Origin of the sequence: Pseudomonas sp. TH32 (assembly GCF_016650855.1) — a bacterium.
GTDB lineage: Bacteria > Pseudomonadota > Gammaproteobacteria > Pseudomonadales > Pseudomonadaceae > Aquipseudomonas.
Genome location: NZ_JAEKFA010000002.1, coordinates 4,230,625 through 4,257,453 on the forward strand (window position 1 = coordinate 4,230,625; position 26,829 = coordinate 4,257,453).

22 protein-coding genes and 1 pseudogene are annotated in these 26,829 nt (G+C 61.1%); 10 read left to right on the forward strand and 13 right to left on the reverse strand.

Features of this window, described 5'->3' with window-relative positions:
• The first annotated feature begins 166 nt into the window (after nt 1–166).
• The 4 genes from JFV30_RS23055 to JFV30_RS23070 all read left to right on the forward strand — a co-directional run bounded on the left by JFV30_RS23055 (nt 167) and on the right by JFV30_RS23070 (nt 6,266).
• Nucleotides 167–2,041, forward strand: a complete 1,875-nt coding sequence (locus tag JFV30_RS23055) for an EAL domain-containing protein (protein WP_201125265.1) — start codon at nt 167–169, stop codon at nt 2,039–2,041.
• Between the two features lie 81 nt (nt 2,042–2,122).
• Nucleotides 2,123–3,055 carry a cytochrome-c peroxidase gene (locus JFV30_RS23060; protein ID WP_237151073.1) on the forward strand — a complete coding sequence of 311 codons (933 nt, stop codon included), beginning with the start codon at nt 2,123–2,125 and terminating at the stop codon, nt 3,053–3,055.
• A complete protein-coding gene (locus JFV30_RS23065) occupies nt 3,052–4,857 on the forward strand; it encodes a DAHL domain-containing protein (protein ID WP_201125266.1) in 1,806 nt (601 codons plus the stop codon). The genes JFV30_RS23060 and JFV30_RS23065 overlap by 4 nt, the downstream gene beginning before the upstream one ends.
• 2 nt (nt 4,858–4,859) lie before the next feature.
• Nucleotides 4,860–6,266, forward strand: coding sequence for an ATP-binding protein (locus JFV30_RS23070; RefSeq protein ID WP_201125267.1), 1,407 nt, complete (start codon nt 4,860–4,862; stop codon nt 6,264–6,266).
• A 25-nt stretch (nt 6,267–6,291) separates the two neighbouring features.
• Here the strand turns inward: JFV30_RS23070 and JFV30_RS23075 are convergent, their stop codons facing one another.
• From JFV30_RS23075 to JFV30_RS23085, 3 genes are all read right to left on the reverse strand, one after another.
• On the reverse strand, nt 6,292–6,564 hold the full coding sequence (locus tag JFV30_RS23075) for a type B 50S ribosomal protein L31 (protein WP_201125268.1): 273 nt from the start codon (nt 6,562–6,564) through the stop codon (nt 6,292–6,294).
• A 100-nt stretch (nt 6,565–6,664) separates the two neighbouring features.
• Entirely contained in the window at nt 6,665–7,990 is a 1,326-nt protein-coding gene (locus JFV30_RS23080) for an APC family permease (RefSeq protein ID WP_201125269.1), read from the reverse strand.
• A gap of 156 nt (nt 7,991–8,146) precedes the next feature.
• The gene (locus tag JFV30_RS23085; RefSeq protein ID WP_201125270.1) at nt 8,147–8,968 is read right to left on the reverse strand and encodes a carbon-nitrogen hydrolase family protein; all 822 of its coding nucleotides are present in this window, start codon (nt 8,966–8,968) and stop codon (nt 8,147–8,149) included.
• Nucleotides 8,969–9,062: 94 nt separating this feature from the next.
• Here JFV30_RS23085 and JFV30_RS23090 point away from each other — a divergent pair, with 94 nt between their 5' ends.
• Nucleotides 9,063–9,827, forward strand: coding sequence for a helix-turn-helix transcriptional regulator (locus JFV30_RS23090; protein WP_201125271.1), 765 nt, complete (start codon nt 9,063–9,065; stop codon nt 9,825–9,827).
• Here the strand turns inward: JFV30_RS23090 and JFV30_RS23095 are convergent.
• Nucleotides 9,775–10,215 carry a hypothetical protein gene (locus JFV30_RS23095; RefSeq protein WP_201125272.1) on the reverse strand — a complete coding sequence of 147 codons (441 nt, stop codon included), beginning with the start codon at nt 10,213–10,215 and terminating at the stop codon, nt 9,775–9,777. The two genes, JFV30_RS23090 and JFV30_RS23095, sit on opposite strands and share 53 nt — an antisense overlap.
• A 192-nt stretch (nt 10,216–10,407) precedes the next feature.
• On the opposite strand from JFV30_RS23095, the pseudogene JFV30_RS23100 reads away from it, so the two are divergent.
• The 3 genes and pseudogenes from JFV30_RS23100 (at nt 10,408) to JFV30_RS23110 (ending at nt 13,658) form a co-directional block, all read left to right on the forward strand.
• A pseudogene (locus tag JFV30_RS23100) lies at nt 10,408–12,026 on the forward strand (FMN-binding glutamate synthase family protein).
• Nucleotides 12,027–12,094: 68 nt separating this feature from the next.
• Nucleotides 12,095–12,391, forward strand: coding sequence for a cupin domain-containing protein (locus tag JFV30_RS23105; RefSeq protein ID WP_201125273.1), 297 nt, complete (start codon nt 12,095–12,097; stop codon nt 12,389–12,391).
• Nucleotides 12,392–12,533: 142 nt separating this feature from the next.
• The gene (locus tag JFV30_RS23110) at nt 12,534–13,658 is read left to right on the forward strand and encodes an OpgC family protein (protein ID WP_201125274.1); all 1,125 of its coding nucleotides are present in this window, start codon (nt 12,534–12,536) and stop codon (nt 13,656–13,658) included.
• Between the two features lie 45 nt (nt 13,659–13,703).
• Here JFV30_RS23110 and JFV30_RS23115 read toward each other — a convergent pair whose 3' ends face one another.
• Nucleotides 13,704–15,116, reverse strand: coding sequence for an amino acid permease (locus JFV30_RS23115; RefSeq protein ID WP_010170255.1), 1,413 nt, complete (start codon nt 15,114–15,116; stop codon nt 13,704–13,706).
• Nucleotides 15,117–15,771: 655 nt separating this feature from the next.
• On the opposite strand from JFV30_RS23115, the gene JFV30_RS23120 reads away from it, so the two are divergent.
• Both JFV30_RS23120 and JFV30_RS23125 read left to right on the forward strand, forming a co-directional pair.
• A complete protein-coding gene (locus JFV30_RS23120) occupies nt 15,772–16,230 on the forward strand; it encodes an REP-associated tyrosine transposase (protein ID WP_201125275.1) in 459 nt (152 codons plus the stop codon).
• Nucleotides 16,231–16,471: 241 nt separating this feature from the next.
• Nucleotides 16,472–19,582 (forward strand): transglycosylase domain-containing protein, encoded by a 3,111-nt coding sequence (locus JFV30_RS23125; RefSeq protein ID WP_201125276.1) that lies wholly within the window; start codon nt 16,472–16,474, stop codon nt 19,580–19,582.
• An 84-nt stretch (nt 19,583–19,666) separates the two neighbouring features.
• On the opposite strand, the gene JFV30_RS23130 is transcribed toward JFV30_RS23125, so the two are convergent.
• The 8 genes from JFV30_RS23130 to JFV30_RS23165 are packed head-to-tail and all read right to left on the reverse strand — an operon-like array spanning nt 19,667 to nt 26,797.
• Nucleotides 19,667–20,641, reverse strand: a complete 975-nt coding sequence (locus JFV30_RS23130; protein WP_201125277.1) for a fimbrial protein — start codon at nt 20,639–20,641, stop codon at nt 19,667–19,669.
• Between the two features lie 41 nt (nt 20,642–20,682).
• The gene (locus JFV30_RS23135) at nt 20,683–21,231 is read right to left on the reverse strand and encodes a fimbrial protein (RefSeq protein WP_201125278.1); all 549 of its coding nucleotides are present in this window, start codon (nt 21,229–21,231) and stop codon (nt 20,683–20,685) included.
• 11 nt (nt 21,232–21,242) lie between these two features.
• Nucleotides 21,243–21,722, reverse strand: coding sequence for a fimbrial protein (locus tag JFV30_RS23140; RefSeq protein WP_201125279.1), 480 nt, complete (start codon nt 21,720–21,722; stop codon nt 21,243–21,245).
• A gap of 13 nt (nt 21,723–21,735) precedes the next feature.
• Nucleotides 21,736–22,233, reverse strand: a complete 498-nt coding sequence (locus tag JFV30_RS23145) for a fimbrial protein (protein WP_169386225.1) — start codon at nt 22,231–22,233, stop codon at nt 21,736–21,738.
• A 10-nt stretch (nt 22,234–22,243) separates the two neighbouring features.
• Entirely contained in the window at nt 22,244–22,825 is a 582-nt protein-coding gene (locus tag JFV30_RS23150; RefSeq protein WP_201125280.1) for a fimbrial protein, read from the reverse strand.
• Nucleotides 22,826–22,846: 21 nt separating this feature from the next.
• Complete coding sequence (locus JFV30_RS23155) at nt 22,847–23,608, reverse strand: fimbria/pilus periplasmic chaperone (RefSeq protein ID WP_201125281.1); 762 nt, start codon at nt 23,606–23,608, stop codon at nt 22,847–22,849.
• The gene (locus JFV30_RS23160; protein ID WP_201125282.1) at nt 23,605–26,217 is read right to left on the reverse strand and encodes an outer membrane usher protein; all 2,613 of its coding nucleotides are present in this window, start codon (nt 26,215–26,217) and stop codon (nt 23,605–23,607) included. The genes JFV30_RS23155 and JFV30_RS23160 overlap by 4 nt, the downstream gene beginning before the upstream one ends.
• A gap of 19 nt (nt 26,218–26,236) precedes the next feature.
• The gene (locus JFV30_RS23165) at nt 26,237–26,797 is read right to left on the reverse strand and encodes a fimbrial protein (RefSeq protein WP_201125283.1); all 561 of its coding nucleotides are present in this window, start codon (nt 26,795–26,797) and stop codon (nt 26,237–26,239) included.
• Between the last annotated feature and the right edge of the window lie 32 nt (nt 26,798–26,829).

The following is a 26,829-nucleotide window of genomic DNA, read 5'->3' on the forward strand; positions in this document are numbered from 1 at the left end:
AGACGGGGGTAACTGGCGTTGATTTGACGCCAACTGGCCGACTTATTCAAGGGAGCCAACTATGCTTGTGGCATGAAGCCCATGACCGCCCCTGTTTACCGATGCACTCAAGGTAAGGAAGCCACATGCGCCAGAATATGCAGTTGAGCGCCTCCCGGAACCGCTCGTGAACCCGCGCTCCACACGGGCCAACCGGCGAATCCTGATCGTCGACGACACCGCGTCGATCCACGAAGACTTCCGCAAGATCCTCGAGGCCGACGCCAACGGCGGCCAGTCCCTGGACAGCATCGAAGAGACCCTGTTCGGCACCGCCCCGGCGGTGCGCCAGACGTTCCTGCTGGACTCGGCCTACCAGGGCCAGGAAGCGCTGGCCCTGGTGACCAAGTCCCTGGCCGCCAACACGCCCTACGCCCTGGTGTTTATCGACATGCGCATGCCCCCGGGCTGGGATGGCCTGGAGACCATCGAACAGCTGTGGGCCGTCGACCCGCACCTGCAAATCGCCCTGTGCACGGCCTACTCCGACTACTCCTTCGAAGCCATCGAGGCGCGGCTCAAATACGACGACCAACTGCTGATCCTGAAAAAACCCTTCGACAACCTCGAAATCCGCCAGATGGCCAGCGCCCTCACCTGGAAATGGCAACTGGCACAAGATGCCGCGCTCAAGCTGATGGGCCTGGAGCGTACGGTGGAGGAGCGGGTGCAGGAACTGCTCAAGGTCTCGCACCTGCTGCAATACGACGCCCTCACCGAGCTGCCCAACAGCACCTTGCTGGGCGATCGGCTGACCCAGGCCATCGCGGTCTGCAGGCGCCACGACACCCAGTTGGCGGTGATGTTTATCGGCCTGGACCGCTTCAAGCGCATCAACAACGCCCTGGGCCACCCGGTGGGCGATGAAGTGCTCAAGCAAGTCAGCCAAAGCCTGGTGGCGACCGTGCGCGAATCAGACTCGGTGTTTCGCTATGGCTCCGACGAGTTCGTGCTGATCCTCAACGACGTTCATCATCCCCAGCAAACCCAGCACATTGCCGAAAAAGTCCTCAAGGCCGTCAGCCACATTCGCTACGTGGCCGGCCACGACCTGAGCGTCACCGCCAGCCTGGGCATCAGCATTTACCCCAACGACAGTTTCAGCGCCGTGGAGTTGATCAAGAAAGCCGAAACCGCCATGCACGCCGCCAAGGATCATGGCCCCAATGACTTCAGCTTTTTCATTGATGACATGAACCGCCGCGCCCAGGAACAACAAAGCCTGGAGACCGCGATTCGGCTGGCCCTGCAACGCGATGAGTTTGTCTTGCACTACCAGCCGAAACTGGATTTGAACAGCGGGCGGATCGTCGGCGCGGAAGCCTTGATTCGCTGGCATCAGCCGGACCATGGCTGGGTCTACCCGTCGGCCTTTATCCCGGTGGCCGAAGACAGCGGCCTGATCGTGCCCCTGAGCCAATGGGTACTGGGCCAGGCCTGCGAGCAAGCCCAAGCCTGGCAGGCCTGCGGCCTGACCCCGTTGTGCATTTCGGTGAACATCTCGGCCATCGATTTTCGCCAGCGGGATTTTGTCGCCAACCTGGCGGCCATCCTCGAACGCACCCACCTCGCGCCGGGCTTGCTGGAGCTTGAGATTACCGAAAGCGTGCTGATGCAAAACGTCGAGGACACCCTGACCACACTGCGGGCAATCAAGACCATGGGCGTGCGCCTGGCGGTGGATGATTTCGGCACCGGCTACTCCAGCCTCAGCTACCTGCGGCGGTTTCCGATTGATGTGCTGAAAATCGACCAGTCGTTCATTCGCGGCTTGAGTAAAAACACCCAGGACGCGCAATTGATCAGCGCGATCATCAGCCTGGGTAAAAGCCTGGACCTGAACATCATTGCCGAAGGCGTGGAGACGGTGGAGCAGCTGGATTTCCTCAAGGCCCACCACTGCGAAGAGGGCCAGGGTTTCCTGTTCAGCAAGGCCGTGCCCGCCGAAGAGTTCGCCCAACTGATGCAAGCCGGGCGACGCACCCTGATGCCCAGCCAATAACCTTCTGCCCCAAGGAATCATCGCTTGAGCGACGCCACGCCACGCTACGTTCTCCGGTCTTCCCGGGCGCCCGGGCTCGCCATCACGCTTTGGCTGGCAACCTGCCTGCCGGTGATGGCCGCGCCGCTGGATGAACCCCTCAAACCGCTGCCGCCGGTGCCGTCTCTGGACGTGGCAACAGTGGAGCTGGGGCGTCAGTTGTTCAATGAAACACGGCTGTCGGTCAATAACACCAAGTCCTGCGCCAGCTGCCATGACTTGCAAACCGGCGGCGTCGACAACCGGCCCTTCTCCCTGGGTTTCGACGGCAAGCCGGTGGCGCTGAACACCCCGACCGTGTTCAACGCCAGCCTGAACTTCAAGCAGTTCTGGAATGCCCGGGTCGACACCCTGGAGGCGCAGGTCGAGCAGGTGGTCACCAGCCCGATGGAGATGGGCAACGACTGGCAAACGGTGGTGACAACCTTGTCGGCACTGCCCCATTACCAGGCCACATTTCAGCAGATCTACCCCGACGGCATCACACCCGCCAATGTGCAAAACGCCCTGGCGACCTATGAGCGTACCTTGCTTACCCCGCATTCGCGCTTCGACCAATACCTGGAAGGCAACACCGACATCCTCACCCTTAAAGAAAAATACGGCTACCAGCGCTTCAAGGAATACGGCTGCATCGCCTGTCATCAGGGTGCCAATATCGGCGGCAACATGTACCAGAAGTTCGGCGTGATGGGCGACTACTTCAAGGCCCGTGGCAACCCCACCGAGGCCGACCTGGGACGCTACCTGCTGACCAAGGACGAGGAAGACCGCAACGTGTTCAAAGTGCCCAGCCTGCGCAATGTGGCGGTCACCGCACCGTACTTTCACGACGCCTCGGCCAAGACCCTCGAAGAAGCCGTCGACGTGATGTTCAAGTACCAACTGGGTCGCGTTCCCTCGGCTGAAGACACGACCCTGATCGTGCTGTTCCTGAAAACCCTGACCGGCGAATGGGCAGGCAAGCCACTATGAAACTCTCACGCCGCGCCACCCAGCTCATGCTCAGCACCATGACCCTGATACTCGCCTCGACCCTGGTTTTTTTGTACCTCAAGTCGTCGAGTGACCAGACCACCACCTACACCGAGTCCCGCGACCTGATCCGCGAAATCAAGCAACTGAACTCACAATGGGACAGTGAAGTGCTCAAGGCCAGGATTGCCCTGACCCACAACTACGACCCTCTGGTGGCGCCCCTCAGCGAAATGAACCGCCTGTGGGCAAGCCTGGAGCGGCGCGAATCGCAACACCGTCACGAAGACCCGGCCCGCTGGCAGGCCGGCCAGGACGCCTATCGCCAGGCGATCCAGGAAAAGGCCCGGCTGGTGGACCAGTTCAAGTCCCACAACGCGGTGTTGCGCAATTCCCTGGCCTTCCTGCCCACCGCCGAGGACGATATCCAGGCGCAGTTCCTGGCGCTCACCGACACCGACAAACTGCTCCAGCAAAGCATCGCCACCGACACCTACGACGTGCTCCTCAGCAGCCTCGAATTCGCCCAGGTGACCAGCGACGACAAGGCCGCCGACATCCTGGTGGGCCTCAATAAACTGGCGATCAACAAACTGAGCCTGCCCGAGTCGTTCCAGGTGCCGGTGGAGATTCTCAGCAATCACATTTCGCTGATCCTGCGGGAACAGCCCGTGGTCAACGGCCTGCTTGAACGCATCGCCGCCGTGCCGCTGGCCGAACGCCTGGACGACCTGACCAACCAGCTCAACCAGGACCAGACTGCGGCCGACCTGCTCGACCAGAAATACCACCGCTACCTGCTGGTGTTTTCCACCTTGCTGGTGGCGCTGCTGCTGTACCTGGCGATTCGCCTGTTGCGCAGTTTCGCCGAGATCAACCGGGTCAACCGGGCCCTGCATGTGGTTAACGAAAGCCTTGAGCAGCGCGTTGAAGAGCGCACCCGGGAACTCAAGGATGCCCAGGGCGAACTCATGGACAGCGCGCGCCAGGCCGGCATGGCGGAGATCGCGACCAACGTGCTGCACAACGTCGGCAACGTGCTCAACAGCGTGAACATCTCTGCCGAGCTGGTGGCGCGCAAGCTGCGCACCAGCAAGGCGCTGGGGCTGGGCAAGGCCATGCAGTTGATCAACGAGCACCGCCATGACCTCGGCACCTTTCTCACGGAAGATGAAAAAGGCAAGCTGCTGCCCGGCTACCTGAACCAGTTGGTCGAGGCCATCGCCACTGAACAGCAGGGCCTCACCGAGGAGCTGGCGCAACTGAGCAAAAGCGTCGACCACATCAAGGACATTGTGTCCACCCAACAGTCCTACGCCGGTGCGTCCACGCTGCTGGAGCCGGTGCACATCAGTGCGTTGATGGAAGATGCCCTGCGCATGAACTCCGGGGCCCTGAGCCGCCACCATGTGACGGTGGTCAAGGACTACCACGACGTGCCCGAGATCATGGCCGACAAGCATCGGTTGCTGCTGATCCTGGTCAACCTGATCAGCAACGCCAAGTACGCCATGTCCAACCTCACCGACCGCACCCGGCAAATGACCCTGACGGTGCTGCCGCTGGACGACGGCACCTTGCAGATCAGCGTCAAGGACGAGGGCGAAGGCATACCGGCAGAAAACATGACCAGAATCTTCACCCACGGTTTCACCACCCGCAAGGAAGGCCACGGCTTCGGCCTGCACAGTTGCGCCCTGGCCGCCCTGGAAATGAAGGGCCGCCTGACCGCCCACAGCGACGGCCCGGGCAAAGGCGCGGTGTTCACCTTGCACATCCCTCTTGACCCCGCACGGACATGAGCATGAACCAACCACCGAACCGGCGAATCCTGCTGATTGATGACACCCCGTCGATTCACCAGGACTTCCGCAAGATCCTGACGCCGCCCGTGGAGTCGAACCTGGAACTGGACGAGATGGAAACCGCGCTGTTCGGCGACAGCGTCAAACCCCAGGCCCAGGCGTTCACGCTGGATTCAGCCTACGGTGGCCAGGAAGGGTTGCAGCTGCTGTGCCAGGCCATGCAACAAGAGCGCCCCTACGCCCTGGCCTTTGTGGACATGCGCATGCCCCAGGGCTGGGACGGCGCGCAAACCATCGAAGCGCTGTGGAAAGTCGACCCGCACCTGCAAGTGGTGGTGTGCACCGCCTACTCCGATTATTCCTGGGAAGAACTGCTGTTTCGCCTGCACGCCCATGACCGCCTGCTGATCCTGAAAAAACCCTTCGACAACATCGAAGTCCAACAGATGGCCAGCACCCTCGCTGCCAAATGGGACATGGCCCGGCGCGCGTCCCTGCAAACCAGTCATCTGGAGCATCTGGTGGAGCAACGCACCCAGGCGTTGACCCTGACCAGCCAGGCGCTGCAACTGGAAATCGATGAGCGCAAGCAACTGGAAAGCCAATTGGTGCAATCGGAAAAACTCGCGTCCCTGGGCCAGCTCGCGGCGGGCGTGGCCCATGAAATCAACAACCCGGTAGGGTTTATCTCCTCCAACCTGAGCACCCTGGACGGCTACTTCAAACAGTTGCAACAGATGCTCGACGCCTATCGGCAGGCCGAAGAAGCCCTCGCGCCCGGCGAATGCCTGACGCACTTGCAAAGCCTGCGCAAGGCCATGGACCTGGAGTTTCTCAAGGAAGACATCCCGGTTCTGATCCACGAATCCAAGGACGGCATTGGCCGCGTGGCCCAGATCGTCAAGGACCTGAAGGATTTCTCGCGGGTCGACAACGACGAGCAATGGCAGTGGGCAAACCTGCAACAGGGGATCGACTCGACCCTGAACATCGTCGCCAGCGAACTCAAGTACAAGGCCGATGTGGTCAAGCATTTCCAGGTGCTGCCGGACATTGAATGCCTGGCCTCGCAGCTCAATCAGGTGGTGATGAACCTGGTGATCAACGCCGCCCAGGCCATGGGCCCGGAACGCGGCACCATCACCCTCAGCAACGGCGTGGAGGGCGACAAGGTCTGGCTGGAAGTGGCGGACACCGGCTGCGGGATCGCGCCGGAGAGTGTGCAGAAAATATTTGACCCTTTCTTCACCACCAAGCCGGTGGGCGAAGGTACAGGCCTGGGGCTGTCACTGTCGTACGGGATCGTGAAGAAGCATCACGGGACGATTTCGGTGAACAGCGAAGTGGGCAAGGGCACGACGTTTCGGGTGATATTGCCGATTCGCCAGACGGCAGATCCCCTGTAAAGGCACGCCTCTACAGGGGACAGGCTCAGGCTTCGGCGTTCTTCGGGGCCGAACCAAACGACGCAAACCGCTTGTTGAAGCCGGCGATGCGGCCTTCGGACTGGGTCTTGCGCTGCTGGCCGGTGTACACCGGGTGCGAGGCGCTGGACACGTCGAGGAGCACGTAAGGGTAGGTGTGGCCGTCGCTGTGTTTTTGCGTACGGTCGGTTTCCACGGTGGAACCGATCAGGAAGAACACATCGGCGGCGGTGTCGTGGAACAACACGGTGCGGTAGTCGGGGTGGATACCAGGTTTCATAAGGCCTCCGGGGCGTCTGGGCGATCAATTAGTGTTATACAGTAACACAAATTATGTACCCAAACGAGAACCGAACGCAATAAGAATAGACCTCAAGCTTCTATGCGGCTTCCTGGAAATCCATCTCCGGTGGTTGCTGCGAAAAGCCCCGCGTCAGGAAACCCAGGTACACCAGGCCAATCGCCAACCAGCTCAGGCCCAGGTAAATCGCCAGGTGATCGAGGCTGACCATCAACCACACATCCGCCAGCAGGCCGATGGTCGGGAACACCAGGAACAGCACCAGCTCCCGCAGCCCACGCTGTTTAGCGCCGATCCAGTAGTGGAAGATCACCGACAGGTTCACCAGGCTGAAAGCCAGGAAGGCGCCGAAGTTGATGAACGAGGTGGAGGTGGTGACGTCCAGCTTCAGCGCCAGCAAGGCCACCACGGCGCACAGCAGGATGCTGTTCACCGGCGTACCGAAGCGCGCATGCAACGTGCCGAAGAACGACTTGGGCAACACCCCGTCGCGGCCCATCGCAAACAGCAACCGCGAACCGCTGGCCTGGGCCGACAGCCCCGAGGCGAACTGGCCGACGATCAGGCCGATCAGGAAGATCGACACGAACAGGTCGCCGCCAATGTTGCGGGCAATCTCATAGGCCGCCGAGTCCACGTCGGTAAATTCGAACGACGGGTGGGCGATCTGCACGAAGTACGACACGCCGACGAAGATCAGCCCGCCGATCAGGGTGATCAACATGATCGCCCTGGGAATGGTGCGGCGTGGGTCACGGGTTTCCTCGGTCAGGGTGCTGACCGCGTCGAAGCCCAGGAACGAATAGCAGGCGATCGCCGCGCCGCTCATGATCAGCGGCATTTGCATCTGGCCGTTGAAGAACGGAGTGACGGTCCACAGCGGCTTGCTGGCGTCACCGCCGATGTAGTGGATGCACAGCGCGACGAAGGCAATCAGCACCAGAAACTGCACCAGCATCAGCAAGGCGTTGATGCCGTTGGCGAGTTTCAGGCCGATGATATTGATCACGCTGGTGACCCCGATAAACGCAAGGACCCAGACCCATTGCGGCACGGCCGGGAAGGCTGAATGCAGGTAGGCCGCGCCGATCAGCCAGATGGCCATGGGCAGGAACAGGTAGTCGAGCAGCACCGCCCAACCGGCGATAAACCCGAGCTTGGGGCTGATGGCCTTGCGCACGTAGCTGTAGGCCGACCCGGCCACCGGGAACGCCGAGGCCATGCGGCCGTAGCTCATGGCGGTGAAGAACATCGCCACCAGGGCGGCCAGGTAAGCGGCCGGGACCATGCCGGCGGTGGATTGCGCCAGGATGCCGAAGGTACCCAGGACAATGATCGGTGTCATATAGGCGATGCCAAACAGCACCACCGACCCTAACGACAGGGTGCGTTGCAAACGAGCCATGAGCGATTCTCCGCGCAATTATTAGAGTTATGGCAGAACTGAAGTCGGTGTTGCGAATGTCTTTATTTTTTATGTAAGGCACAGCCTTTGTGGTGAGTGGGCTTGCCCCGCGCGAGGCAAGCTCGCTCACCACAGCAATTCCATTTGCCAGTGAGATCAGGCCTTGGGGATCAACAACTCCCGTGTACCGTCCTCGCGCTCAATCACCTCCCCCGGCAATTTCAAGCGCTGGTCATCCAGGTAGCGATAGTCCTGTCGCGCTGCCGCCAGTTGTCCAAGGTCCAGCTCGACCCTGAACTGGCCTTCTTCACGCCCGGCTTCAAACAGCAAGGTGCCGAACGGGTCCACCAGGGCACTGCCACCGGCGAACATCAGGCCGTCGTCACCCGCTTCCACCCGGTTGACCATCAGCGCAAACGCCTGGTTTTCCTGGGCGCGGGCCATGATCGCGGTGCGGTGAGTCGGGCCATAGGGGTCCATGTTGCCGTTGGTGACGATCAACACTTCAGCGCCCACCTGCGCCAGGGCGCGGGCGGTTTCCGGGAATTCGATGTCGTAGCAGATCAACAGGCCCACGCGCACGTCGTTCCACACGCAGGTGGCGTAGCGATCACCCGGGGTGAACACGCCGCGGTCCGAGGCCCACAGGTGGGTCTTGCGATAACGCAGGGCGATGCCTTCGGGGGTGATCATCAAAGTGGTGTTATAGAATTGGCCCGCGTCGTTCTCGGCCATGCCGATGACCACGGCGATGTTGCGCGCTCGCGCAGCCTGGATAATGGCCTGCACGGTCGGGCCGTCCACCGGTTCGGCGACGTCCGCCACGGTGCTGGCGGTCGGGAAGCCCATCAGGTGGGTTTCCGGGAACACGACCAGTTGGGTATCGGCCGCACACGCGGCAATCGCCGCCAAAGCGCGCTCAAGGTTGTAAGCTGTGCCGTTATCGCGGCCTGCCAGTTGGGCAAATTCGACCTTCATGGTGTGTCCTGTTGTTTTAACTGTGGCGCAGTATGCGCAGGCCGCAATCACTCGGGAAATCACGCAGCCGGGTTAACCCTATGGGGGTAGATGCATGACATTGTCGCTGGAAGACATCGCCTGGCACCGTTCGGTGGGGCAAATGATAGACGCCCTGGACCAGCCCAATTTCTGGACGCAACTGGTCCGGTTGCTGGACCAGTACGTGCCGTTCGACAGTTGGGTGGTGTTGCTGTTCAGCAGCGAGCACAAGCCGTTGGTGTTCGCCGAATGCCCCGGCCAGGACGGCGAGCCGGACCATCTGTTCCAGGACTACCTCAACGGCCTGTACCTGCTCGACCCCTTCTACATCGCCAGCCGCGAACACTCGCGCACCGGGCTGTTTCGCCTGGCCGAAGTGGCGCCGGAGCATTTCGAGCTGACCGAGTACTACCAGCGCTACTTCCGGCTGAACGTGGTGGCCGATGAAATCCAGTTCAATTGCCAGCAACCGGACGGGCGAACCTTATGCCTGTCCCTGGGTTGCAAACAGCGTTTCGCCCCACAGCAGATTGCCCTGCTGTCGCTGATCCAACCCTGGGTCTTGAGCCTGCTGCGCCAGCGCCTGCCCCATGAACTCAACCAGGTGAGCGCGCCGCAGGCACCGATCCAGAACGATGACTGGGGCGCACAACTCACCGCGCGGGAGCTGGATGTTGGCCGATTGATGCTCAGTGGTTGCTCCAGCAAGGAAATCGCTCGTAAGCTGGAAATCTCTGTTGAAACCGTGAAAGTCCATAAGAAACACATGTACAGCAAGCTGGGCATCAAATCCCAGTCGGAGCTGTTCTCGATTTTTCTGCAGGCGCAAACGAGCTAGATCGGCCCCAGGAACTCAACCAGTCGAGGAGTTTGAGCACGACTTCCTTGACGAACGCCGGTGTGGCTTCATTTTTGGCGACGGCCTCGGCATAGCCTTTGAAGATTGACATCAGGTTCCCCTGTGCGGCGCCACGGATCGACGTTTCCAGGCCGTCGTTCAGGGTTTTCTCCAGCCCGGTTTTTGCACCGGCCATCATGCCGGCGGCGCTGCCATCCGACTTTTCTACACCCAGGGCCATGTTGCTGAGGCCGGGGAACATCCATGTTTTGTTGCCGACGGCACCGGCGATGTTCTGCGTCATGTTCTTCGGGCTATCGTCGGGTTTTCCCGACGGCGCAAACGGCGACGGATAGCGATCGGGAGCAACTGAAGCACTGATTCTCATAAGTAATTCACCCAAGGACAAAGTTGACGTACGGGGTTCGCGCCCCAAGCCCGTAGTGGCAATTTCCCAAGGAACGGTTCCGGAACCAAGGCCTGTAAAACGCGCACCAGAGCGGTCAATCCTTGTCCGGGCTTTGAGTACTGGCGCAGAATGGCAGATCGACCTGTAGAGTTGAACCTGAGGAAAAACCGTATGAGCCTGTCGTTACTAAGCCGTTACGCGTTCTTTGCCGTCTGCGTCATTTTCACCCTCGCCAGCATGCCGTTTATCGAACACGAATGGCTGTGGCCGATCGCCGTGGTCACCGGCATTCTCAGCCTGATCGGCATTTTCGACCTGATGCAAAGCCCCCACGCGGTGCGCCGCAACTACCCGATCCTGGGCAATATCCGTTACCTGGTGGAAGGCATCCGCCCGGAAATCCGCCAATACCTGCTGGAATCCGACAGCGACGCCCTGCCCTTCTCCCGGGCCCAGCGCTCGCTGGTCTACTCCCGCGCCAAGAATGAAAGCGCCGACAAACCGTTCGGCACGCTGATCGATGTGTACCAGTCGGGCTTCGAGTTTATCGGCCACTCCATGCGCCCCGCACCGTTGAGCGACCCCAGCGCCTTTCGCGTGATCGTCGGCGGCCCGCAGTGCAAGCAGCCGTACTCGGCCTCGGTGTTCAACATCTCGGCCATGAGCTTCGGCTCGTTGAGCGCCAACGCGATTCGCGCCCTCAACCAGGGGCCAAGCTCGGCAACTTTGCCCACGACACCGGCGAAGGCAGCATCAGCCCCTACCACCGGGAAAACGGCGGCGACCTGACCTGGGAACTGGGCAGCGGCTATTTCGGCTGCCGCACCAGCGACGGCCGTTTCGACCCGGAACGCTTCGCCGTGCAGGCGCAGAACCCGCAGGTACGGATGATCGAAATCAAGATGAGCCAGGGCGCCAAGCCGGGCCACGGCGGGATCCTGCCCAAGCACAAAGTCACCCAGGAAATCGCTGATACCCGCGGCATCATGATGGGCGAAGACTGCATCTCGCCGTCGCGGCACAGTGCGTTTTCCACCCCGATCGAGATGATGCAGTTCATCGCCCAGTTGCGTGAACTGTCGGGCGGCAAGCCGGTGGGTTTCAAGTTCTGCCTGGGCCACCCGTGGGAATTCATGGGCATCGCCAAGGCCATGCTCGAAACCGGCATCCTCCCGGACTTTATCGTGGTGGACGGCAAGGAAGGCGGCACCGGCGCCGCGCCCGTGGAGTTCACCGACCACATCGGCGTGCCGCTGCGCGAAGGCCTGCTGTTTGTGCACAACACCCTGGTGGGCCTGAACCTGCGGGACAAGATCAAGCTGGGCGCCAGCGGCAAGATCGTCAGCGCGTTCGACATCGCCAGCGTCCTGGCCATCGGCGCCGACTGGGCCAACTCGGCGCGGGGTTTCATGTTTGCCATCGGCTGCATCCAGTCGCAAAGCTGCCACACCAACAAATGCCCCACCGGCGTGGCCACCCAGGACCCGTTGCGCCAACGCGCCCTGGTGGTGCCGGACAAGGCCCAGCGGGTGTTCAACTTCCACCGCAACACCCTGAAGGCCCTGGCCGAAATGCTCGCCGCCGCCGGCCTCGATCATCCGTCGCAACTGTCGGCCAAGCACCTGGTGCGGCGCATGTCGGCCACCGAGATCAAGCTGTTCTCGCAGCTGCATGTGTTCCTCAAGCCTGGGGAACTGCTGACCGGCGAAGTGAATGGCGAGTTTTATTCGCGCATGTGGCAGATGGCTCGGGCGGACAGTTTTGAGCCGAATGAAATCGCGGCGGCCTGAGTCGCCTACACTGAAAATCCCGCTGAACCGGACCACCGAACGGCATCGTTGAAACAAGGAGCTTCACCATGCCGTTACTGGACTTCACCGCCCTCGCCGCACAACTGCCAGCCACCTGGAAATCCACCCGCCTGGGCCAGGTCGGCCCGGCGCGGATCAAGGTGCTGCGCATGGATGCGCAGGCCTACGCAGAAGAAACCCACGACTACAACGAGGGCCTCCTGGTGATCGACGGCCATTTGCGCCTGTCGATCGGCGAGCAGGCCGTCGACGTCGGCGCCGGCCAGATGTACCTGGTGGAAGCCGGCATCGCCCACGCCGTACTTGCCGGCAGCCACGGCACGCTGGTGATCATCGATGTTTAAACGCCGCGATGAGACATTCAGTAAAAACTGAGCTTTGCAATTGCTTACAAATACCGCCAACCTGCGCCCGCCCGACGTACGGCACGACTAAAGCCGTCGCCTGCTTGTCATTACTAAACCCCTTGTTCAAGAGCCCGCTGCCATGCTGAACGGACGCGACCCGCGCATCGATTTTTTTCGGGGCCTGGCGTTGATCTTCATTTTCTGGGATCACGTACCCCACAACCCTCTGGGCCAGATCACCCTGCGCAACTTCGGTTTCAGTGATGCAGCGGAAGTCTTTGTGTTCCTGGCCGGTTATGCGGCGGTGCTGGCCTACGGCAAGATCCTGCAGCGCGACGGCTATTTGATCGCCTGCGTGAAGATTTGGCGGCGCACCTGGGTGCTGTATGTGGTGCATATCTTTTTGCTGGCGATGCTGATGGGCATCGTGTTCTTCGCCAACAGCCATGTGGAAACCCGCGACCTGGTCGAAGAGATGGGCCTGACGCATTTCGTCACCCACCCCCAGCAAGCGTTGGTGGATGAACTGCTGTTGCGCTTCAAGCCCAACCTGATGGACCCGCTGCCGCTGTATATCGTGCTGCTGGGTTGCCTGCCGCTGGTGCTGCCGTTGCTGCTGCGCAAGACCTGGGCGGTGGTGGCGGTTTCGCTGGCGGTGTACCTGTTGGCACCGCACCTGGGCTGGAACCTGGCGGCGATCGCCGACGGTGTGTGGTACTTCAACCCGGTGACCTGGCAGTTGCTGTTTGTGCTGGGCGGTGCGGCGGCGATTCATGCACAGCAGCCACGCCCGGCAGAAACCCGCAGGCTGCTGCGTCAGCCGTTGTTCGTGGCTGCGGCGGTGTACGCCGTGGTGGCGGGGGTGCTCACGATCTCGTGGCGCTGGCCGGAGATCCACGACGCGCTGATGCCGTCGGTGCTCAGTGACCTGCTGTACCCCATCAGCAAGACCGACCTGTCGCCCGTGCGTTTGCTGCACTTCCTGGCGCTGGCCTATGTCACCGCCAAGCTGCTGCCCGGCCATGGCTGGACGCAAAACTGGCTGGCACAGCAAACCTGCCGCATGGGGCGTTACTCCCTCGAAGTGTTCTGCCTGGGGGTGCTGCTGGCGCCGCTGGCGGACATGGTCAATGCGATCACCGGCGATGCCTTCGCCATGCAAATCTTCACCGCGATGGTGGGCGCCGGGCTGATGGCGCTGCTGGGGGCCTGGCTGGACTTGAACGAGCGGCTCACGCAACCGACACGCGTCGCTACCGCCTGAAAAACAAAAAGCCCCGAAAGGGGCTTTTTGTTGAGCACCGAAAAATCAGCTCGCGGTGCGCGCCGCAGCCTGGGTCGGCTGCAACTTGAACACGTAGAACAACACGGTCAGCAGCACCAGGAACGCCGGGCCGACATACAGCGCCACGCGGGTATCCGGGAAGTACGCCATCAGGCCCACCACCAGCAGCAGGAACGCCAGCGCCAGGTAGGAACTGACCGGGTACAGCCACATGCGGTACTTGAGGGCTTTTTGCTCGGCCGGGCTCAGGCTCTTACGGAATTTGAGCTGGGCCAGCAGGATCATCAGCCAGGTCCAGATCGCGCCGAAGGTGGCGATGGAGGTGACCCACACAAAGACTTTTTCCGGGACCATGTAGTTGAGCAGCACGCCCAGCAACAACACGAAGATCGACAGCAGCAGCGCCTTGCGGGGTACACCGTTGCTCGACGTGGTGCCGAACGTGGCCGGGGCCTGGCCGTTCTGCGCCAGGCTGTAGAGCATGCGCCCGGTGCTGAAGATGCCGCCGTTGCATGACGACAACGCCGCAGTGATCACCACGAAGTTAATGATGCCGGCGGCGGTCTTGATGCCTAGACGCTCGAAGGTCATCACGAACGGGCTGCCCTGGGTGCCGATTTCGTTCCACGGGTAAATCGACAGGATCACGAACAACGCACCGACGTAGAACAGCAGGATGCGCCAGAACACCGAGCCGATAGCACTCGGGATGGTCTTCTGCGGGTTCTTCGCTTCACCGGCGGTCAGGCCGATCATCTCGACGCCCAGGTAGGCGAACATCACCATTTGCAGGGACATCAACACGCCCGTCACGCCGTTGGGCAGGAAGCCGCCGTGGGCCCACAGGTTGGAAATCCCCAGCGCCACGCCGTCGTTGCCGAAACCGAACGCGATGATGCCGACGCCGCCGATCACCATGGCAATGATGGTGACGATCTTGATCAGCGCGAACCAGAACTCGAACTCACCGAACGCCTTGACCGCGATCAGGTTGATGGTGCCCATGCTGACCAGTGCGCCAAGGGCCCAGATCCAGCGGGGCACATCGGGGAACCACACGCCCATGTACACGGCGACTGCGGTGATTTCCGCGACGCAGGTCACCAGCCACAGGAACCAGTAGTTCCAGCCGGTGAGAAAGCCCGCCAGCGGGCCGAGATAGTCTTGTGCATAACGGCTGAACGAACCGGCGACCGGGTTGTGCACGGCCATCTCGCCGAGGGCGCGCATGATCACCAGGATCGCCAGGCCGCCGATGATGTAGGACAGCATGATTGCCGGGCCGGCCATTTCAATGGCCTTGGCCGAGCCCAGGAACAGACCGACACCGATACAGGCGCCGAGGGCCATCAAGCGAATATGCCGTTCGCCGAGTTCGCGTTTCAGCGGACCGCCCTGAGCGGTCTCGCCATGGGGCAGGTGATTGCCAGCTGGCATAGGGATACAACCTCGTCTTGTTATTGGATATGAGCCACCGAGTCCGGGGCGTCGCGGCGGGTGGCCGAGGCGTCCTGATAGCGGGCCTGCCTTTTGGGCAAGACCGTCTGGCCGGGCCAGATCAGCGGGGGTGCAGTATAAAAAGCTAAACCCAGGGGTTTTCACTCTATAAACGACAAGATTCAGCGGGAACTCGCGGTAAAGCCCCCTTTGGCGGAGGAGCATTACCTGTTCCGCGTAGGAATCATCGCCAACAAACGGCGGCGAGTATTGCACGGTAATGGTGCAGCGTCATGCCCCTACCTTTGGCGGATTTACCGGTGGGGGGAGGCTCTAGCTCAGTACTTCCTGGCTACCGCAGCCCACTTTGGCAAGGGGGGTTTGCTGTAGTGAGGGGGCTTGCTGTGGCGAGGGAGCTTGCTCCCGCTGGGCTGCGCAGCAGCCCCAAAACCTGGGCATGCGGTTTTTCAGTTAGACCGGGCGGGTTCTTTGGGAGTGCTTCGCACTCCAGCGGGAGCAAGCTCCCTCGCCACAGCAAGCGCCCTCTCCACGGCGGATGCCCAAGCATAGAAATATGTACTCAATAGTTCCGGGATCAGGGTCCCTGCCAGGCTGCTAGCGTCAATTCATCTGGAGCAACAAGGAATGCAATGGAATGCCTGCACGCCCTCAATCCCATCGCCTGAGAACCGGTAGATTCAGCGAGCCCGGCAGGGCCTACCTGGTCACAGCCGTCGTCCACAATCGCCAACCACTCTTTACCAACTTTCATCTGGGTCGCCTGCTGGTAACCGAATTCAGGCGTGCCCATGAGCAAAAATGGGGGAGTTCCATAGCCTGGGTCATCATGCCTGACCACTTTCATTGGCTGGTCCAGCTTGAGCAACGCAGCCTGCCCCAGCTGATGCAAGCGGTTAAATCCCGCAGCACGCACACAATCAACCGCGCAAGGAACGGCACAGGAGCCTTTTGGCAGAACGGCTATCACGACCGGGGAATCAGGGACGGTGAAGATTTGCGTCATTTGGCCCGATACATCATCGCCAACCCCATCAGAGCGGGACTGGTCGAACGCGCCGGCGATTACCCACTGTGGGATGCCTGCTGGCTATGAGCGGGAATAAAAACCACTGTGGCGAGGAGCTTGCTCCCGCTGGGCTGCGCAGCAGCCCCAAAACCCGGGCACACGGTTTTACAGTCAAACCGAGGCGGGTTCTTTGGGAGTGCTTCGCACTCCAGCGGGAGCAAGCTCCCTCGCCACAAACAACCCCACAGTCACAAATCCCCCCCACTCGCCCACCACCGTCTAAGCTTCAACCAAGTCCGATCAATCTACGTAAATGGATCAATCGACTATGGGCGCTTTATGGCAAAACGCTTCGACCAAGGCTGCGGTATCCACCGATAGCCCGGATGAACAGCCGTTGCCACAAAGCCCTCCTCCCCGCCGGCGACTGTGGTGGCGGCTGCTCTGGCTGGTGCTGCTGATTGCGCTGGTCGCCCTGGGCTTTGCCGCCCTGAGGGAAATGCACACCTCACGGCTGCAGGCCAAAACCTTCACCGACCTCGCTTCAACCCTCACCTACCAAATGCATGCAGGCCCCAGTGATGCGCGGGTTTATCCCGGGGCCGGGCCGTTCGACAAGCGCCTGGGCTACAGTGCCCTGGGCGAGTTCCTGCCGCGTCTGATCAAGCGGGACTACCTGATCCAGGCACAAGCACGCTTCTCCCCTGATCTGATGGCCTACGCCCAGCGCGGCCTGTTTGTGCCCTACCCGGAAAAAATCCAGGCCGGCCTGACCATCACCGATTGCCGCGCCGCACCGCTGTATCAGTTCACCTATCCACAGCAGTTCTACCCAAGCTTCGCGGCGATTCCGCCGGTGGTGGTCAACAGCCTGCTGTTTATCGAAGACCGCGACCTGCTGGACCCGAAAAATCCCCAACTCAACCCCGCCGTGGATTGGCCGCGCTTTGCCAAGGCCGCCTGGTCCCAGGTGGCGAAGCTCTTGCACCTGCCCGGCCAGACGGCAGGCGGCAGTACCCTGGCCACTCAATTGGAGAAATACCGCCACTCGCCCGACGGCCTGACCCTGTCCGGCGGCGAGAAAATCCGCCAGATGATTTCCGCCAGCGTGCGGGCTTACCAGGACGGCCCGCAAACCCTCGCCGCGCGCCAGGACATCGTGCGCGACTATCTCAACAGCGTGCCCCTGTCGGCGGTACCCGGCCACGGTGAAGTGCACGGCATGGCCGAAGGTTTGCGCGTGTGGTACGGCGCCGACTTCAACCAGACCAATGCACTGCTCAACAACACCGACCCCAAACAGCTGCCACAAAAAGGCTTGGCCCTGCGCGAGGTGTTGTCGCTGATGATCGCCCAGCGCCGCCCGTCTCATTATTTGTCCAAGGGCCACAAGGAACTGGCCGACCTCACCGACAGCCACATCCGCCTGCTTGCGCAAAACAACGTGATCGACCCGGCGCTGGCCAAGGCTGCCCTCGCCAGTAACGTCACCTACCGCGACTGGCAACAGCAGCCAACGATCCAGCCGATCGAAAGCAACAAGGGCATCACCGTCGCCCGTACGCGCCTGGCCGCGCTGCTCAACCAGCCGCTGTACGACCTTGACCGCCTCGACCTCGCCGCCACCAGCACCTTGCAAGCCGACCTGCAACGCCAGGCCAGCGCTTACCTCAAGCACCTCGCCGACCCGGCCTTTGCCGCGCAGATCGGCCTGATCGGCCCGACCTTGCTGACGCCCGCCAGCACCGCCCAGGTGCGCTACAGCTTCAACCTCTACGAGATGACACCCGACGGCGCGCGGGTGCGGGTGCAGACCGACAGCACCGACCAGCCCTTCGACATCAACGAGGGCAGCAAGCTGGAACTGGGCTCCACCGCCAAGCTGCGGGTGATGACCACCTACCTGCAAATCGTCAGTGAACTGCACGACAAATACGGCGCGATGCCGGCTGCCGAGCTGCGCACAGTCAAGGTGGACGACCAGGACCGCATCACCCGCTGGGCCCTCGACTACCTGACCCAGAACAGCGACCGCAGCCTGCCGACCATGCTCGACGCGGCCCTCAATCGCCAATACTCGGCCAACACCAGCGAAGGTTTTTTCACCGGTGGCGGCCTGCATCACTTCCACAACTTTCGCAGCCAGGACAACGGCCGTAACCCGACGTTGATCGAAGCGTTGCGCGAGTCCATCAACCTGCCGTTCATTCGCCTGATGCGCGACCTGGTGCGCTACAGCACCTACCAGGGCCCGAACAACAGCGCCGAGTTGCTCAAGGACGACAACGACCCGCGCCGCCAGGAATACCTCGCCCAGTTCGCCGACCGCGAAGGCACCACGTTCCTGCTGAAGTTCTGGAAAAAGTACCGCAACAAGAACACCCAGGCCCGCCTCGACACCTTCCTCGACAGCATGCACCCCACCGCCATACGCCTGGCCGCCGTGCACCGCTACCTGCTGCCCAACGCCAGCCAGGCGAGCTTCAACAGCTTTATCCGCTCACACCTGAGCAGCGTGAAAAGCACCGAAAAACTCACCGACGAGCGCCTCGACAAGCTCTACCAGAACTACGGCCCGGGCGCCTACGACCTGCCCGACCAAGGCTATATCGCCAAGGTCCACCCGCTGGATTTGTGGCTGATGGGCTACCTGCTGAACAACCCCGACGCCACCTTCACCCAGGCCACCGCCGCCAGTGAACACGAGCGTCAGGAGGTTTACAGCTGGCTGTTCAAAAGCCGCCACAAGAGCGCCCGCGACAGCCGTATCCGCACCATGCTGGAGATCGAAGCCTTCCTCGATATTCACCAGCGCTGGCAAAAAGTCGGCTACCCGTTCGACCACCTGGTGCCGTCGCTGGCCACCGCCATCGGCAGTTCCGGCGACCGCCCGGCCGCCCTCGCGGAACTGGTGGGGATCATCCTCAACGACGGCGTGCGCCAACCCACCCTGCGCATCGACAGCCTGCGCTTTGCCGCCGACACGCCTTATGAAACCCGCCTGATCAACGACCCCAATCGGGGCAAGCGGGTCATGCCATCGGAGGTCGCCACCGCCCTGCGCGGTGCCTTGTCGCAAGTGGTGGACGCCGGTACCGCACGCCGCGTGTCCGGCAGTTTCAACCTGGCCGACGGCACACCGCTGGCCATGGGCGGCAAGACCGGCACCGGCGACAACCGGATCGAAGCCATCGGTGCCGGCGGGCGGATCCTCAGCTCCAAGGCGATCAACCGCACGGCAACGTTTGTGTTCTATATCGGCGACCACCATTTCGGCGCGCTGACCGCGTTTGTGCCCGGCGCCTCGGCCCAGGGCTTCAAGTTCACCTCGGCGTTGCCGGTGCAGGTGCTCAAGGGCATGGCGCCGATTCTCACGCCCTATTTGCAGCCGGGAAACAACACCCTGTGCCAGACTCCGACCACCACCGCCGCGCGCTGAAAGGGAGGCGGTTGGCATGAGCAATCGGTAGGCAGGGCCACCACAAGCCTCTAAACATCACCGTTATCTGGCGAGCGGGCCTTGTCAGGGCACGCCCATTACCAGCACGCCGCTCCCGTTTATGGGCCCGGCGGCAGGCAGGGTCCCCGCTCGCTTGACCAGCGCAAACGTCACATCGTCGCCCCCCGCGTTGTTGGTAATCTGGCTCAGGAAAGAACCGTTTACCCTAACCGCACTCCCCCCACGGACAAGGGCGGTCCCCACATCCGGATTGCTCATCGTCAGCAGGTTGGCGTTGAACGACGACGGGGTGCCTTGGTAGGTGATGGTGATCGGGCTGGTGATGCTCCCCGGGCCCGGGCATGAGTAGTTCAAACGGCGGTTAGTGCGGACGGTCGATGTCAGCGGGTCGGTGCCGATTGCCCGTTGGTGCACGTCGTTGAAGTCGATCACGATTGGGTTGTTGTTGTTGATCGTGCAGGTTGAGGGGGAGACGGTGAAGTTGTTGGCCGCGGTGTAAGTGAGCGTGAGCGGCGACCCAACCTCAATGGGTATTGAATTGTTTGTCTGGTGAATACGTAACGTTCCGAGATTGTCCCCTATTCGAATATCAATAGGCGTCACCGGACTGTTACGCGTCAAAATATAGGGCGTTATATCGATCGGGTAAGTCACCGCGTTGTCAGGCATGGTGTTCGTTCGGATGCCAATAGGAATAGGGGTGTTTCGGAACACGCCGTTTATTCGTAACCCTGTGCCTTCGCGAGCAAATTTGGGGCCGGGCGTCCAGGGTGCGCCGTTTCCGGTTGTCCAGTAGTCCTCTCCTCGAGACGGTGTCTGAGGGCCGATGGTGTATCGGCATTCGAGCCTCGCCCCTTCAAGGGAGATTCGGTCCGGACCGGTCTGTAGCACGACGGTGACGGGAACCTGCAGATTGATAACCCCGCCGTTGCCTACCGTTACCCATCCTCCGCCATTCACACGGCAACTCACGGCTGCCGCGGTTGTGGTAACACTCATCAGGGAGAGGAGCACAATGGCTCCATAGAGTCGTTTCATGTTGTTCTCTCGTTGCTCCGCCTGCGAACTGATGTTCACGACTACGGATAATCCAGCGTAAAAATAGAGCTGACCCTGTAGGCACCATGCCCAATGGTCTGATCCCTGATGGCGTTCGGCTCACCCTGCACATAGGCCTTGAGCTCAATGACGTTGTTCCCATTGCTCAACCGCTGTTCGTCGCTGGCGGTATTCACGGGCAGTAACTTATTGCTCAGCGTTTCTATACCGAGCCCGATACCTGAGGCACCGCTTCCCCCATCCAGCGCAAACAACCCGGGCAGCTCACGGTTTTCCACACCGCCGAAGGTGATGCTGACCGACTCGCTGATGGTGGTGTCACAGTCGTCCAGGTGCAGCCTGAAACCTTTGCCGACCGTGCGCGTGTTGATATAGAGGTGCTTGCTGGCAACGTCCCAGAGTTCCAGCGTGATGGCCTCGTCTCCCGGCCGGATCGTGCAAGCCTGCTCGACCAGGTTGCCCTTGAACCTCAGGTTATCCACCGCATGCCCAGTGGAGGTCAGGCCGAAGCTCAGCAGTATTGCCAACCCGGCACATGACCAGCCCTTATGAACCCTTTCATGTCGCATAGACTCGACTCCTACTGGTATTCGGCCAACAACGTGGCCACCGCCGTAAACCGGGCGGGGGCCAGAACAGAACCCGGCTGCTTGACGGGTACCACTTCCAATGTCGGCGGTGACGACAAGGTGATGTCCAGCGGCGTATTGAGTCGAAACGGCAGGTTGTTTTGAAACAGCCGAATACCCAGCTCGGGCACACTGGTCTGCACCGCCGAGTTGTCAAACGTCGTGGCGGTGCCGTTGATGCTCAACCTCAGCAACCACGGCAGCGTGGAGGGGCCGCATCGGATGGTGTAGCCGACCGTCCTGCGGTATTTCACGCCGTCGACACGCTTTGTGCCGACATCGCCAAAATCCACTTCAATCGTGCTTCCAGAATCAATCGTGCAGGGCGGGGGTTCGTTCAGCGTTCCAGTGAACGTCACGTTGGCCGACACACCACTGCAAAGGCCGATGGAACACAAGGCGAGCAACGCTCGCTGCGACCAAAAAGTCATTGATCGTTCCTCATTATTGGTACTCGATCACGAGGGTGGCGGTGGCATCAAAGGCCCCGCCCGTCAGCGTGCTGCCCGCCCGTTTTACCGGCACTGCCTGTACGACGGGAAAGTTGGGATGGGTAAATCTCACCGCCGTATTCAGCGGCCAGTCAGCACCGTTGACGAACAGCTTTACCCCAAGGTCCGCCTTGCGGGTCAAGAGCACGTTGCTATCAAACGCTGCGCCAACGCCCTTGAGCTCCAGGGTCATTGCATTGCTGTAGACAGGGGGCGTGCAGCTGACGGTATACGGCACATCCCGGCGATACGTGACGCCATCAATGCGCGTCGTATGCAGGTCATTGCCGAACGGCACATTGAGCGTGCTGCCGCCGTTAATCACACACGGCGGCGGCGCGATGATGACCGCGCGGATGGTCAGGTTGGTTGCCGCCTGCCCACTCTGGCTGACCGCCCACAACAGGCACCCACCGATAAACATGGCTCGCGAGCCGGTTAACTTAGCCATCGCTCTGCCCTTACTCATAGTTGAGCCTGAAATCCACCACGGCCCGAAATGCCCCGCTGGTCAATGGCGCGGAGGTGCGCGTGGGCTGCACATTCCAGGTTTGAGTGCTGTCGCCCAGAGGCAAAAACAGCGGCTCGCCCCTTGAGCCCAGCTGTACGTCCCGGCCCTCGACATCGGTCAAACGCAGGCCCATCCCGGTGATGCCCTGCACCTTGACCAGCCGCGGGTCATCGGCATCGGCAGGCGCGTTAAACGCCACCGACAGCACGGGTTGGTGGGCACTCCATGTCAGGTTCCCCGTACGCTCACTGGCGATTTTGCCGGCGGTGCGCTGGCAATCCTTGAAACGCAGCTGAAACGCCTTGGCGGTCGCCTGATCCCCAGGCCGTTGCAACTGGCCGGCAGAGATGGCGCCCAGGTCGATCGTTTGATGGACGGACGTCATCTCCAGGCTGCACGGCATTTCATGCATGGCCCCGCGGATATTCAGCCGGCCCACCATGCCCTCGATATCTTCTTCATCCAGGGCGTGGGCACTCGCCATCAAGGCCAGTAACAGACAGCCCAAGACCTTCACGTTGTCTAACTTCATGACTTTCTCCGGCAGCAGGCACTACTGACTAGGCTGCGAGGCTTGCACGTTCACGTTGCACGTTTCGCCACTGCAGGTGAACGCCAGCAGCGGGCGTCCGCCGTAATCATTCACGTAGGCCAGATAGGGGGTTGTGCCGAGTGCCTTGGCCGTTGGCCCCAGGGTTTGCGAACCTCTGGGCGGGACCATCACCGGCTCGAAACTCTCCACGGTATTGCCGTCCTTGCTGCTGCGTGCATCCACCAGGGTCACGTAGTAGGGCGTGGGGTTGTTCACCTGATACAGGTCGCCTTGGCGGGTAAGCGTCAGCTTCTCCTGCCAGGGGGTGGACAGGTCTTGCTGGCTGGGCGCAATGGCTTTGGGCCGGTAAAACAACTTGATCCGGGTTTGCAGGGCAATTTGCAGGGTGTTGGCCTTGTCGCTGCGGGGCGGAATTTCCCTCAGGTTGAAGTAGAAGACGGTCTCCCGATCCTGGGGCAGCGACTTGACCGCCGGCAACGCCTGAACTTTCACCTGGCTTTGTTTGCCGGGCTCCAATCGTTGAACCGGCGGCAGCACGATCAAGGGCGAGGTTATTTTTTTGCCCGCTTCATCCTCGATCCAGCCCTGGGCCAGATACGGCAATTGGGTGTTGTTATTGGTGATGTTCACGCTGGTGGCATCCTTGCCGCCATCAAAAATCACTCGGGTACGGTCCAGGGCAACCGCGGCGTTGGCGCCCTGGCTCAAGGCCAGGGCCAACAGCGCGAAGGCCTGGCAGGTGAGGCGTATGTTCAGCATCATGAGGGTGTGTTCTCCATATCGTTACGCTCGCCGGTCAGCGCTGCTGGCTCGGACAAGGATTGATCCACGGCTACCATTTGGCAGCGCAGTTGCAGGGCATCGGTCAGGCCATCGGCCGGTAAAATCACAGGCAGTTCGATGAGGCACCGTTCGGCGCCGCCCCAACTGACGATCATCTTCTCGCCGGCCTGAATGCCGCTCAGGTAGACATCCCCGCCGTCATTCACCACGCCGGTGTCCTGCTGTTTCATGTTCTGCACCGTCGCGCCAAAGGGCGGTGCACTGCCATCCGGCAGGCGAAGAACAGCCATGGCTTTGGTACCGCTAATCACCTCCAGCGACCGGTAACCAATCGCCCCTTCGGTGAGGGTCAGTTGGGTCACGGATTGAGTGGCTTCGACGTTGTTCGGCAAGCGCTCCAGATCGACGCTGGCCGCCGTACGCTGATAGCTGCTGATATCGGAAATGACCGCCTTGCCGAAGGCGTTACTGCGGGTCGGCGTGCCATAACCCCGTATCGGCACGTCGGGCACACCCCCGGTGTCGACCATCAACCGGGTTCCGCCGGCACTGGTTGTACGGTGGAGCGCCCCGCCGTAAGGCGTGAGCGTGCCGCCGCCGCGAACAGACGCACTGAGGGTTCGGTTATTGCCTTGTTGGGTACTCGCGCTCAGGTCGATGTCGGCCTGGTCCCCGATATGACTCAGGTAACCGTTGGCGGAGTTATCGCTGGCACCCAACTGGTAGCTGTTACGCTCGTCGATGCGGTCGCTGAAGCGCGTTGAAAAGCCGTTATCGCCCCCGGTTCTACTGGCATCCATCGAGAGTGTGCCGCTGCGCCCGAACGGCAAACTGACTGTCAGCGACATCCCGTTATCCTTATGGTGGTACTCCCGGGTGCGGTAGACGTTCAGCGACATGTTCAGGTTTTTGACGGTGCCAAAATTGAAGTAGCGTGACGCCGACAGGTTCCAGCGCTGGGTCTGCGGCCGGTTCCAGTACGTTTGTTTGTTGTAGCTGGCGTAGACGGTGGCGCCCAGGTCACGGAACTGCTTGTTCACCGTGACCGTATAAAGGGCCTTGTTGCCGCCAATCGGCCTCCAGTGTTCAACAAGCTCACCGTTCTGGTCATACACGCCCCGTCCGCCGAGCTCGCCGTTCATCCCGTAATGCTTGGCATCCAGGTATTGGCTCATGCTCAGGAAGTTCTTTTCGGAGAACCGGTAACCCGCGAAGGTGACCTGGCTGTCGTACTGTTCGAAGTGCTTGGAATATTGAAGCCGGTAGGATTTACCCGTGAGCGTCTCGTTCCAAAGGTGTGCGCGGGACTCTGTCACGTCCACCGAGATGGCCCCGAACGCCAGCAGATCACGCCCCACCCCGGCCGACAGCGCACGGTAGTTGTTATCCAATATCGCACCGCCCAACAGCGACCAGCCGTTGCTGATGCCCCAGGAGAACTCCCCGGTACCAAAGAAGGCACCGTCGTCGTGGTATTGAAGGTTGGACGGCTGCCCGGCAGACAGCTTGTAACGCACCTGCCCGGGACGCGTCAGGTAGGGAACACCGGCCGTATCGAGCTGGAATTTCTGTACCGAACCGTCCTGCTCTTCCACCCGCACATCCAGCCTGCCGGACACGGCGTCATTCAGGTCCTGGATACGAAACGGTCCTGCCGCCACCAGCGTTTCATACAGCACACGGCCCTGCTGGCTGATGATGACTTTGGCATTGGTCTTGGCGACGCCAACCACTTCCGGCGCGTAACCGCGCAAGTTGGGTGGCAGCTGGCTTTCATCCGACTTGAGCCCGGCCCCGGTAAAACGAAAGCTGTCGAACAGGTCCGAATACAGGTAGTCCTCGCCCACCACCAGGCGCGCTTTCATCTCCGGAAGGGCGCGATACGCGTAGTAACGGCTCCATTCCAGTTTTTGCCGCCGGGCCGACGATTCCCGGTCTTTCTCGACACGCCCCTGCCAATCCGCCCTCAGGCGCCAGGCACCCGCATTGGCCCCGACGGTTCCGTTACCCGTGAGGTCATTGCGGGTACCGTCGTGCCGGCGGTAGCTCGACTGCGCCGTCATGTTGTAGTCAACCAGCAGCCCGGGTACCCCTTCATCCCAACGCGAAGGCGGGTCCCAGTTGATGGCGCTGTATTCCAGATAGGCCTGAGGCAGGCTGATGCTCAGCGTGGAGGTGGCCAGATCGGCGCTGACCTCCATACCGGGCAAGCCTTCAGGGTCCAGGCACTGGCCGTCTTTCCACCAGCGCAGTTTGGCCACGCCGGACTGTTTCAGGCCCAACTGCTCTACAAGTTCCGGGGATAAACAGGCCTGACTTCCCTTGGGATCATTATCAGGAGGATAGAACGCCACGGAGTATTCAGTCATTGGCTGGGTATTTAACTGCACCACCATCGCGTAGTTGCCGGGCAAGATAAACCCGCTGCGTGCAAACCGAGACAAGTCAATATTGGTGCGGTCACTCAGATCAAGCACGTCGGTATTGAACTCAATATCCCCGGCCCCCATTGCAGTTCCTGCCAGTGATATCAACCCGCCAAAGAATCCCGGGCGAAGCGTATTTATGACTTTCGAGGCATTCCACATGCAAGCAACCCATCACTCTTCAAAAGTATTCCAACTTGAACCGCACGGCGGCCGTGTGATCCCCCGCCAATAGCGGCACTCCGTTGCCCACCAAGTGCACCGTGTAGTTGAGCGTCATGTCGCCATCAATCACCGGATGCAGCGCCATCGGCACTCCCGGAACACTCTCTTCACCCGCCGCATCCTGGATATGGAAGGCAACCCCTTGGGAGCCGCCAAAGGCAGCAAAGGAGCGCCCGCCCCTGTCGGCAGGGCCGTCGAATGTCACGCGCAAGTGTTCCCAATCCGGCAGCGTTACACCGGGTCGCGAGGGGTCGGGACGAGTCACCGAGCAGTTCACCAAACGCAACTGGAAGGGCTTTTTTTGTCCCTCCCCGTCTCGTAAAAGCCGGCCGATGGGTTCGGAATCCATCTCGATGGTTTGATCGACAGTGGCCGCTTCCAGCCCGCAGGCTGAATCGATGATCACGCCTCCCAGCGTGACGACCCCATCGCCTTGCGCATCCGTCTGTGCGAACACCCAAGGGCTGATGAACATCGTCAATGAGGAGGCGATAGCGAGACTTATGAATGTTTTCACCTGAACCTCCCGCCAGCTTCCCCCCGCCACCT

What these genes read in the sequence shown, in the direction of transcription:
- JFV30_RS23065 (WP_201125266.1), top strand. Translation starts at nt 3,052, where the DNA reads ATGAAACTCTCACGCCGCGCCACCCAGCTCATGCTCAGCACCATGACC.
- JFV30_RS23070 (WP_201125267.1), top strand. Translation starts at nt 4,860, where the DNA reads ATGAACCAACCACCGAACCGGCGAATCCTGCTGATTGATGACACCCCG.
- JFV30_RS23075 (WP_201125268.1), bottom strand. Translation starts at nt 6,564, where the DNA reads ATGAAACCTGGTATCCACCCCGACTACCGCACCGTGTTGTTCCACGAC.
- JFV30_RS23080 (WP_201125269.1), bottom strand. Translation starts at nt 7,990, where the DNA reads ATGGCTCGTTTGCAACGCACCCTGTCGTTAGGGTCGGTGGTGCTGTTT.
- JFV30_RS23085 (WP_201125270.1), bottom strand. Translation starts at nt 8,968, where the DNA reads ATGAAGGTCGAATTTGCCCAACTGGCAGGCCGCGATAACGGCACAGCT.
- JFV30_RS23090 (WP_201125271.1), top strand. Translation starts at nt 9,063, where the DNA reads ATGACATTGTCGCTGGAAGACATCGCCTGGCACCGTTCGGTGGGGCAA.
- JFV30_RS23095 (WP_201125272.1), bottom strand. Translation starts at nt 10,215, where the DNA reads ATGAGAATCAGTGCTTCAGTTGCTCCCGATCGCTATCCGTCGCCGTTT.
- JFV30_RS23105 (WP_201125273.1), top strand. Translation starts at nt 12,095, where the DNA reads ATGCCGTTACTGGACTTCACCGCCCTCGCCGCACAACTGCCAGCCACC.
- JFV30_RS23110 (WP_201125274.1), top strand. Translation starts at nt 12,534, where the DNA reads ATGCTGAACGGACGCGACCCGCGCATCGATTTTTTTCGGGGCCTGGCG.
- JFV30_RS23115 (WP_010170255.1), bottom strand. Translation starts at nt 15,116, where the DNA reads ATGCCAGCTGGCAATCACCTGCCCCATGGCGAGACCGCTCAGGGCGGT.
- JFV30_RS23120 (WP_201125275.1), top strand. Translation starts at nt 15,772, where the DNA reads ATGCCTGCACGCCCTCAATCCCATCGCCTGAGAACCGGTAGATTCAGC.
- JFV30_RS23125 (WP_201125276.1), top strand. Translation starts at nt 16,472, where the DNA reads ATGGGCGCTTTATGGCAAAACGCTTCGACCAAGGCTGCGGTATCCACC.
- JFV30_RS23130 (WP_201125277.1), bottom strand. Translation starts at nt 20,641, where the DNA reads ATGAAACGACTCTATGGAGCCATTGTGCTCCTCTCCCTGATGAGTGTT.
- JFV30_RS23135 (WP_201125278.1), bottom strand. Translation starts at nt 21,231, where the DNA reads ATGCGACATGAAAGGGTTCATAAGGGCTGGTCATGTGCCGGGTTGGCA.
- JFV30_RS23140 (WP_201125279.1), bottom strand. Translation starts at nt 21,722, where the DNA reads ATGACTTTTTGGTCGCAGCGAGCGTTGCTCGCCTTGTGTTCCATCGGC.
- JFV30_RS23145 (WP_169386225.1), bottom strand. Translation starts at nt 22,233, where the DNA reads ATGGCTAAGTTAACCGGCTCGCGAGCCATGTTTATCGGTGGGTGCCTG.
- JFV30_RS23150 (WP_201125280.1), bottom strand. Translation starts at nt 22,825, where the DNA reads ATGAAGTTAGACAACGTGAAGGTCTTGGGCTGTCTGTTACTGGCCTTG.
- JFV30_RS23155 (WP_201125281.1), bottom strand. Translation starts at nt 23,608, where the DNA reads ATGATGCTGAACATACGCCTCACCTGCCAGGCCTTCGCGCTGTTGGCC.
- JFV30_RS23160 (WP_201125282.1), bottom strand. Translation starts at nt 26,217, where the DNA reads ATGTGGAATGCCTCGAAAGTCATAAATACGCTTCGCCCGGGATTCTTT.